Below are 1,306 nucleotides of genomic sequence, written 5' to 3'. Positions count from 1 at the left end.
TGTGGTTACTAACATTTTACACGAACCTGTTATGGGTTTTCTTGTTTGTCGCAATTAATTTTACAATCTATCTTTTAATAAAAAAAAAAAAGAAAGAAAGGAAGAAGAAAATGGAAGAAACACAGCGTCTATCGGGCAAGGAGTTTACGAATAAAATTCTAAACGGAGCGGCCTTAGGGATTGTAGTCGGACTGATTCCAAGTGCAATCTTTGGAGCAATTTTTAATAGTTTATCGCAATATGGAGGAATTTGGGTTATGCTATCTCAATTAGTGTCAAACTTTTCCTTCTCTGTCCCGTTTTTAGTTGGTATGTTTATTGCCATCCAATTTGGTTTAGCACCGATTCATATGGCTTCTGTTGCGGCAGCAGCGTTTATCGGAAGTGGGGCAGCTCAATTTACTCCGGAAGGTTGGCTCCTTCAAGGAACAGGAGACTTAGTCAACACTATTTTGACTGTGACGATTGCGGTAATGATCATTCGACTATATGGTCAGCGTCTACCAAACTTAACTATCGTTTTGGTACCTATTTTAGGTGGAATGATTCCAGGTTTAATTGGTCGTTTCACGTTACCTTACGTTTCTAACTTAACAACGATGCTAGGTAACTTAATTGCGAACTTCACTCAATTGCAACCCTTCTTAATGATGGTTTTATTATCGATTACTTTTGCGATTGTGATTGTTACTCCACTGTCTACCGTAGCAATTGCTTATGCGATTTCTTTAGCGGGTCTTGGAGCAGGGGCGGCGAACGTAGGAATCGCAGCGACTTTATTTACGCTAGTTTACGGCTCATGGCGTGTGAATAACCCAGGAACAACGTTTACGCTATTCTTTTCAGGACCTAAGTTATTTATGGCGAACGTTTTACAAAATCCCAAAGTTTTTGCAGCTATTGTAGTAAACGCTGCAGTGACAGGTTTTGTTTCTTATTTATTTAAAATCCAAGGTACAACCGCTTCAGCAGGATTTGGAATTACTGGCCTTTCAGGTCCTATTACAGCGTTAAGCTTTATGGAAGGAAACGTTCTTGTTAATATTGGTATTTTGATTCTTCAATACTTAATCGTTCCTTTAGGTATTGCGATTGTTACCCATCATTTGTTTACTGGCATGAATTTATATAATGATAATGTATTTAAATTCTCTGGTAATTAACCGATAAAATATTAAACCCTCCAGATGTAGCTTTTTATAAGCCAATCTGTGAGCCGACCCCCAAAAGTTAGACCAAAAAATCTAACTTTTGGGGGTATTTTTATGACCAAGTATAGTTTAGAAACGAAACTTCAAATTGTTAC

1 protein-coding gene is annotated in these 1,306 nt (G+C 37.7%); it reads left to right on the top strand.

Features of this window, described 5'->3' with window-relative positions:
- The first annotated feature begins 110 nt into the window (after positions 1-110).
- Positions 111-1,163: a PTS sugar transporter subunit IIC gene (locus tag BLR79_RS08755; protein WP_092087067.1), complete on the top strand. Its 1,053-nt coding sequence runs from the start codon at positions 111-113 to the stop codon at positions 1,161-1,163.
- The last annotated feature ends 143 nt before the right edge of the window (positions 1,164-1,306 follow it).

Origin of the sequence: Dolosicoccus paucivorans (assembly GCF_900100125.1) — a bacterium.
GTDB lineage: Bacteria > Bacillota > Bacilli > Lactobacillales > Aerococcaceae > Dolosicoccus > Dolosicoccus paucivorans.
Note: the sequence above shows the minus strand (reverse complement) of the source record. Positions and strands in the feature narration are given on the sequence as shown.

Excerpts from the sequence above, each read along its gene's own strand:
- BLR79_RS08755 (WP_092087067.1), top strand. The coding sequence starts at position 111 with ATGGAAGAAACACAGCGTCTATCGGGCAAGGAGTTTACGAATAAAATT.